This is a genomic window from Bacteroides sp. CAG:189 (assembly GCF_000432295.1).
GTDB lineage: Bacteria > Bacteroidota > Bacteroidia > Bacteroidales > Bacteroidaceae > Bacteroides > Bacteroides salyersiae.
On record NZ_HF991125.1, the window covers coordinates 36,333 to 44,807 of the forward strand.

Annotated in this window: 6 protein-coding genes; all 6 read left to right on the forward strand. The window is 43.8% G+C overall.

Annotated elements, in window-relative coordinates:
* On the forward strand, positions 1 to 169 hold a 169-nt coding region (locus QVP90_RS18595), incomplete at its 5' end, for a sigma factor-like helix-turn-helix DNA-binding protein (RefSeq protein WP_288204932.1).
* Between the two features lie 124 nt (positions 170 to 293).
* Entirely contained in the window at positions 294 to 1,391 is a 1,098-nt protein-coding gene (locus tag QVP90_RS18600; protein WP_021937255.1) for a FecR family protein, read from the forward strand.
* Positions 1,392 to 1,417: 26 nt separating this feature from the next.
* Positions 1,418 to 5,029 (forward strand): SusC/RagA family TonB-linked outer membrane protein, encoded by a 3,612-nt coding sequence (locus QVP90_RS18605; protein ID WP_021937256.1) that lies wholly within the window; start codon positions 1,418 to 1,420, stop codon positions 5,027 to 5,029.
* A gap of 15 nt (positions 5,030 to 5,044) precedes the next feature.
* Positions 5,045 to 6,574 carry a RagB/SusD family nutrient uptake outer membrane protein gene (locus tag QVP90_RS18610; protein WP_021937257.1) on the forward strand — a complete coding sequence of 510 codons (1,530 nt, stop codon included), beginning with the start codon at positions 5,045 to 5,047 and terminating at the stop codon, positions 6,572 to 6,574.
* A gap of 19 nt (positions 6,575 to 6,593) precedes the next feature.
* Positions 6,594 to 7,493 carry a zinc-binding metallopeptidase gene (locus QVP90_RS18615; protein WP_021937258.1) on the forward strand — a complete coding sequence of 300 codons (900 nt, stop codon included), beginning with the start codon at positions 6,594 to 6,596 and terminating at the stop codon, positions 7,491 to 7,493.
* A partial coding sequence (locus QVP90_RS18620) for a DUF4302 domain-containing protein (protein WP_288204916.1) occupies positions 7,486 to 8,475 on the forward strand: 990 nt, incomplete at its 3' end. The genes QVP90_RS18615 and QVP90_RS18620, both read left to right, overlap by 8 nt.

An 8,475-nucleotide genomic window follows, 5' to 3' on the forward strand; every position in this document is an offset into this window, starting at 1 on the left:
GCTGAGCCGGTATGGAAACAAGAGCTATGCCGAAATAGCTAATGAGCTGAACATCTCCGTCAATACGGTGAAATACCACATCAAAAAAGCACTCAGCCTATTCAGAGAGGAACTGAAAGATTACCTCCTCACCATTACAGCCTTATATTTCTATCTTTTTAATCAGTAAAATCCGCATTAAACAAGCTTCGTGATACTTTTTTCGATAAAAAAGAAAACTTTTATCGAAAAAAGTTCTTTTCTCACTACCCTACTGTATTTCCCGGACGTCCTACTTATAAAAGGCGACAAGTATGGACAATGACATCGATATTTTTAATCTTATCAACAGGCAGTTCTCCAAGCAGATATCCAAAGAGGAAGAGGCTGTTTTGAAAGCATGGTATGAAAACAGCGCAGAAAACAAGCAGGTGTACAAAGAGTATTATCTGTTGATAAAAGGATTGCGCATCTCTCAAAACAAGAAATTCTTCTCCTCACAAATCGGAGATGCCTATGCCGGCTTCGCCAGAAAGACCGGTCTAAAGCAGAAAGAAAGCAGGCGATATTCCGTGCCCCGCTCCTGGATGCGGTATGCAGCCGTTTTTGCCATAGCATTCGGGCTGGGTGCAGGTTCCTACTATATAGCCCGCTCCGGCTCATCAGACTCTCGCCTGGCACAAACAATTGAAATCCCTTATGGCTCCAAATCTAAAGTTACTTTACCCGATGGAACCTCTGTATGGTTGAATTCCGGAAGCCGGTTATCTTATCTGGAAAGTTTCGGTCATTCCAACCGGAATGTTTCTCTGGACGGCGAAGCCTATTTTGAGGTCACCAAAAATAAGAAACTCCCGTTCAGTGTACTTTCCGGAAAGGTAAAGATTAAAGTACTCGGTACCAAATTCAACTTTAAATCTTATAAGGAAGATGAAAGTGCACGGGTTACTTTGGTAGAAGGTAGCCTGAATGTCGGAAATATCGAAAACAATGTAAGAAACGTGCTGCTTATCCCCAACCAGCAGGCAGTCATCAACAAAAAGGAAAACCGGGTTACCGTGAAAAACGTAGATGCCAAAAGTTATGCCATGTGGACACATCCGAAACAGGAAATATTGGATGTTATCCCGAGCAATGTCACCGGGCAACCCACGGCATCCATACGGGTTCCAAGCGTAACGATACGAAACACCCTCTTCTTCAACGAAGAACCGCTAAGTCAGATTGTACGTGATCTGGAACGGGCATTCAATGTAAAAATCGAAATAAAAGACCGCCAACTGAGCACCGAACGCTTCTATGGCGATTTCCGAAACGACGAAACGATTACAGAGATACTGGACATCATGGCCGCCAACAACAATCTGTATTACACGATCGATGGAGATGAAATAATTATATCAAGAAAATAATCAATCATAATTTAATAATAGCGCCGATGTATGTAAAAGAATGGAAAGCCCTTATGAAAATGGCTTTAATCACCTGTTTTTTAATCTGTGCACAGGTCATTTCCGCTCAGGAGAAGAACTTCTCTCTCGATCTGAAAGACGTAACAGTAAAAGAAGCTTTGGAACAACTAAAAGCAAAAACCACCTATTCCCTATGGTTCAATGTGAATGATGTAGATCTGGGACGGAAGATAACCGTTCGTTTCCAGGATAAATCGATCAATGAAGCATTGGAGATCATTTTGAAAGGACAATCTCTTAGTTATGAAATAAAAGACAAATACATCCAGATATTCAAACCCCGTAAAGCTCCCGAGAAAGGGAAAGTGAAACAGGCGTCGGGTATTGTGGTAGATGATAAAGGGGAAAGTCTGCCAGGGGTGAGCATCCGGTTTAAAGAGGATGAAACAGTCGGGACAGTCACCGATCTCGACGGCCACTTCCAGATAAACATTCCGGAAAAGGCAAAAACCCTGATCGTCTCCTACATCGGAATGGAGACCAAAGAACTCCCGATCAAAGAGGGGACGATAAAGGTGGTTCTTAACTCCGATTCGCAGATTCTGGACGAAGTGGTCGTGACGGGTATGACAAAAGTAGACAAACGCCTGTTTACCGGTGCAACCGACAGACTGAAAGCAGAAGATGCCCGCCTGGACGGTATACCCGATGTAAGCCGCGCACTGGAAGGACGCTCCGCAGGAGTATCCGTACAGAATGTGTCCGGTACTTTCGGCACTGCCCCGAAGATTCGTGTACGCGGTGCCACCTCTATCTACGGCAGTTCCAAACCGCTATGGGTAGTCGATGGCGTTGTCATGGAAGATGCCGTTGAAATCAACGCCGATGACCTGTCTTCCGGCGACGCCGTCACCTTGATCAGTTCTGCAATAGCCGGATTGAGTGCCGACGATATCGAAAGTTTTCAAATCCTGAAAGACGGTTCGGCTACCTCCATATACGGTGCCAGAGCCATGGCGGGCGTAGTAGTAATCACCACAAAGAGAGGGCAGGCCGGTGTCAGCCGGATCAACTATACCGGTGAATTCACATCCCGCCTGAAACCTAACTATAACGATTTCAACATAATGGATTCGCAGGAACAGATGGGTGTTTACAATGAAATGGCAGAAAAAGGCTGGCTGATCTTCTCTGATACTTACCGGGCCTCCAATAGCGGAGTTTATGGAAAGATGTACCAGCTCATCAACGATTATAATCCGAAGACCCAGACATGGGGACTGGAAAATACCCCCGAAGCACGTGCCAGATACCTTCAGATGGCCGAAATGAGAAACACGAACTGGTTTGACGAATTGTTTAATAACAACATCACCATGAATCACTCGATCAGTATCAGTTCCGGTACGGAAAAAGCGAAGTACTACGGTTCGATCAGTATCTATAATGATCCGGGCTGGACCAAAGCAAGCTCGGTCAAAAGATATACAGCCAATGCCAATGCTTCCTTCAACCTGTCCGACAATCTGACGTTGACGCTGCTTTCCAACGGTTCTTACAGAAAACAAAAAGCTCCCGGAACATTGAGCCAGGAGATAGATGTAGTGAGCGGAGAGGTTAGGCGCGACTTTGACATCAACCCATACAGCTATGCGCTGAATACATCAAGAACATTAGCTCTGAAAGATGAAAACGGACTGGTATATTATACCAGAAACTATGCCCCTTTCAACATTCTGAATGAATTGGACAAAAACTACATCGATCTGGATGTGGTAGATCTCAAATTCCAGGGTGAACTGAATTGGAAAATCATCAAAGGCTTGGAAGCTAAAGTTGTAGGTGCAGTAAAATATCAGATGACCTCACAAGATCATCTTATAAAAGAGAACTCTAATCAACCCGAGGCATATCGTGCCGCAGGAGATGCAACCATACTCGATAAGAATCCGCTCCTATACAAAAATCCGGATCTTCCGAACTCACTTCCCGTAGTCGTATTACCGGAAGGAGGTATCTTCGATAAAAACGAATACAAGTTGTTCGGATATGACTTCAGAGCCAGCCTGAGCTATAACACCAGCTTCAAGGACAAACATATTATGAACCTGTTTGCCGGAACAGAAGCGAACTCGGCCGACCGTACCCAATACTGGTCAAGAGGCTGGGGCTACCAATATGAAAAAGGAGGGGTGCCTTTTTACGATTACCTGATATTCAAGCAAGGAATAGAACAGAATAACCAATACTACTACAATGACCTGACCTATTCCCGGAACCTTGCCTTCTTCGGTATGGCAACCTACTCATATATGGGAAAATATACAGCCACCGGAACGCTCCGCTATGAAGGTTCCAACAGATTGGGAAAAGCCCGGTCGGCTCGCTGGCTGCCTACCTGGAACGCGGCCTTAGCATGGAACATGCATGAAGAAGAGTTTTTTGAGAAACTGACTCCGGCCTTGTCGCACTTTACGCTAAAGGCTTCTTATAGTCTGACTGCCGACAGAGGCCCCGCCTTTGTTACCAACTCCCGTGTGGTATACCGCAACTACTCCCCTTACCGCCCTTTCGCCGATGTAAAAGAATCGGGCTTGCAAATAGAAGATTTGGAAAACAGCGAACTGACTTATGAAAAAAAGCATGAATTCAATATCGGTGTTGATTTCGGCTTTATCGACAATCGGATCAATCTTAGTGCAGACTATTACACCCGTAATAATTATGACCTGATCGGAGTCATCAATACACAAGGTAGTGGCGGACAAGGAATGAAATACGCCAATGTGGCTTCTATGAAGTCAAGCGGATTCGAACTGACCTTGTCTACCAAAAACATACGGACAAAGAGTTTTCAGTGGACTACGGATTTTATCTTCTCAAAATCCAAGAATGAAATAACCGAACTGGACTCTAAAGCACGAGTAATGAGCCTCATCTCCGGAATGGGATTTGCCGAAAAAGGGTATCCCGTACGTGCACTGTTTTCAATCCCTTTCCAAGGTTTGAATGAAGACGGGCTACCTACTTTTATCAATGAAAACGGAGAGATAACCATCACAGAAATCAATTTCCAGGAATCGATGAAAAAAGGTTTCCTGAAATACGAAGGTCCTACCGATCCCACCATTACGGGAAGTTTCGGAAATATCTTTTCATACAAGAATTTCAGATTAAATGTCTTCATGACCTACTCTTTCGGAAATGTAGTCCGCCTGGACCCTGTATTCAAAAGCGAGTACTCCGATCTGGATGCAATGCCCAAAGAATTTAAGAACAGATGGACGGTGCCCGGAGACGAAGCCCATACCAACATTCCGGTAATAGCTCACAAACGCCAGGTACAAGACATCCCCAATCTAAAATATGCCTATAATGCGTATAACTATTCGGATGTCCGCGTTGCAAAAGGCGATTTTATCCGGATGAAAGAGATCTCTTTATCATACGATTTCAACCCGGCCTGGATCAAGCAATTCAAGCTGAATAATCTGCAACTGAAACTGCAGGCAACCAACCTCTTCCTCGTTTATTCGGATTCTAAATTGAACGGACAAGACCCGGAATTCTTTCGTTCCGGCGGGGTGGCTTCTCCTGTACCCAAACAGTTTACTCTAACTTTAAGATTAGGATTATAAAAAAAGACAATAAATATGAAAAATCAAAATAAATACTCAATAGGTCTGGCAGTCATAGCAATGTTATTGACCACATCCTCCTGTGAAGGCTTTCTGGATAAGATGCCGGACAACAGAACCGAACTCGACAATAGTGAGAAAGTGTTACAACTGCTCGTATCCGCCTACCCCAGTGGAACGTATATGCAGATAACCGAACTAATGTCCGACAACGTGGCAGATAACGGACCACTCTATATGACCTTCAATAAAAGTGTGGAAGAGAGTTATAAATGGCAGGATTTCACCGATAACCAGCAAGATACTCCACAATACATATGGAACGAATACTATAAAGCAATAGCTGCCGCCAATCATGCATTGGAATACCTGAATAATTCTGAAGAAGAAACCGAAGACGAGCTTGCCTCCAGAGGAGAAGCCCTTGTCTGCCGCGCTTATTCCCACTTCATCTTAGTCAATGTTTTTTGTAAAGCATACAATTCCCAGACAAGTAGCGTCGATCTTGGAATACCTTATGTGGAAAAGCCGGAAAAAATAGTATCCGGACAATATGCAAGAGGAACCGTTGCCGAAGTATATGAAAAAATAAATCGTGACATAGAAGAGGGATTGCCCCTTATCGACGACACGAAGTACAAAAGTTCCGTTATCAAATATCATTTCAATCAGAAAGCGGCATATGCTTTCGCCGCCCGGTTCAATTTGTATTACGGCAACTATGAAAAAGCCATAAAATATGCCACCAAAGCAATTGGAGAGAATCCGGCAAAAGTACTCCGTGATCAAGTTCAGTACAAAAGTATCGCCGCAGCAAAAGATTGCGGTATCGCTTATGTCAAATCTGAATTAGCATGCAATCTCTTACTGATGCCCGCTACATCCATGTGGAACTACAATCATTGGAGATCTCAATATAGCAGATATGCCATGAACACTGCTAAACTGCAGACCACCTACTGGAGTCTCGGACCATGGGTAACCCCGGAATACCTCTATCAGGCACTCAAAATATACGGAAACGATCAAGTATCCTATTATCCCAAATTGTATGGTTTCATTGAATATACGGATGTCATTTCCGGAATAGGCTATCTGAATATCGTGAATACGGTCTTTACAACAGACGAGACCCTCCTTTGCCGCGCAGAAGCTTACATTCATATGAAAGACTATTCCAACGCGACAAAAGACCTGAGCTATTGGTATGATTCGCATACTTTACCGGGAGTCAAAGCCCTAACAGAAGACCGGATCGATTCTTATTATGAAACAGCAGACCAGACAATACGCCCTGAGCTCCATCCAATGTTTGAAATCGAACCGGGCAAACAACTCAACTTTATGTATTGTCTGCTTCATTTCCGACGTATAGAAACGGTACACGAAGGCCTTAGATGGTTTGATATCAAACGGTTCGGCATAGAGATAGAACACAACATTGCTGGACAGGCCAATGACATATTGACCAAAGATGACCCCCGAAGAGCATTACAACTACCGGCAGATGTAATCGGAGCCGGCATGCAACCTAACCCCAGATAATAACGAAATCAGAAAAAATATGAAAAAGATTTTATTATACGCATTGGCAATCTTTTTAACCGGCGGAATGATCTCCTCCTGTTCTGAAGACAAACTCGGAGACAGTATTTTTGATACGAATCCTCCGGCACGCACAGAGTTCGACAATTGGCTACTCCGGAATTATGTGAAAGAATACAACATCGACTTCAAATACCGGCTGGAAGACATAGAAGCCAATATGTCGTACAACCATATTCCGGCAGAAGTAGAGAAATCCAAGAAACTGGCAAAGATCATCAAATATCTGTGGCTCGAATCATACGACGAGATGTTCGACAAGACCGGAATAAACAAGGATTTCATGCGGACCTACGCTCCTAAAGTGATTCTCCTTATCGGCTCGTCGGCCATCAACCCCTCTTCTTCAACGGAGATTTTAGGTTCTGCGGAAGAAGGTATCAAAGTAGTATTGTACAAAGTGAATTCCATTGATCCTACGGACGTGGAAATGCTGAATGAATATTACTTCGAAACCATGCACCATGAGTTTGCCCACATTCTTCACCAAAAGAAAAGTTATCCTACGGAATATAACCAAATATCCGCAGCCGACTACTCTTCTACCGGCTGGCAAAACCGTACGGAACTGCAAGCATGGAAACTGGGATTCGTTACTCCCTATGCAGGTATGCAACCACAAGAGGATTTCGTAGAGGTGATAGCAAACTATCTTGTCAAGCCGGATGGTTTTTGGGAAAATATGCTGGCAAATGCCGGCACAGAGGGAGCAGCCAAGATACAGACCAAGTTTGATATGGCTAAAGAATGGCTCATGGCCTCATGGAGCATCGACATAGAAGAATTAAGAACGATCATCATCAGACGCTCTGAAAATATTGATTCAATTTTAAATGAAAAAATGACGGACAATGAATAAATCAGTTTATATCCTTATCGCCCTATTCACATTGTGCATCTCTTCATGCTCGGATGAAAACGATATATTCGACAGTTCTTCCGCACGCAGGATGAACGCAATGTTGCAAGAATGTAATGAAATACTGACCGGTGCGGAAAACGGTTGGATTTTTGAATACTATCCGGAAGACAGTAAATACGGAGGTTTTCAACTGTACATGACTTTTTCCAAAGAGGGAGAAGTAAAAGTCACTGCAGAATCGCCCATATTGGAGTCGCCGGGCGAACAGGTCACAAGCATGTATCAGGTGAAAGCCGATATGGGGCCCGTCCTGAGTTTTGACACATACAATCGGATATTGCATCAGTTTTCTGACCCGAACCCGGACGGATTGGGTTATGAGGGTGATTATGAATTCGTTATTCTTACCATCAATAAAGAAGGGATCGAATTAAGAGGAAAGAAAACCGGCGTAAAAATGCAGATGATTCCCCTGTCGGCCGGTACGACCTGGGAGAGTTATAGCAACCGACTCAACAAGATGATACAGGCATTTCCCGGATTTACCATGCGCCTGAATATAGACGGCACAGTAATAAACATGGAAGAATCTGACGAGATAGGACGCTATCAAACGTTCAAACTACCGGCAAAAACCAATTCTTCCGCCGAAGGTATAGCCTTTATTTATACACCGGATGGGATTAAATTCAAATCTCCTGTAACCATTGCGGGAAAAACAATACAACATTTCACTGCATCGGCAGACGGCACTTATCTGACTTGTACGGATGAAGGAGCAAACGGCGTACAAATCGTACAAATGCCTTTGGGAGAGGCCTTCGTAACCAAGAAAGGCAACTGGTTCTTTGATAAAAACCAGATGGGCCCACGATTTACCACGATGTGGAGTACAATTGCCGAAAATATGGAAAAGGATCAGAATGGCCAAGGATCGGAACTTTTGCAACAAATTTCCCTACAGGGCTCTTATCAGGTA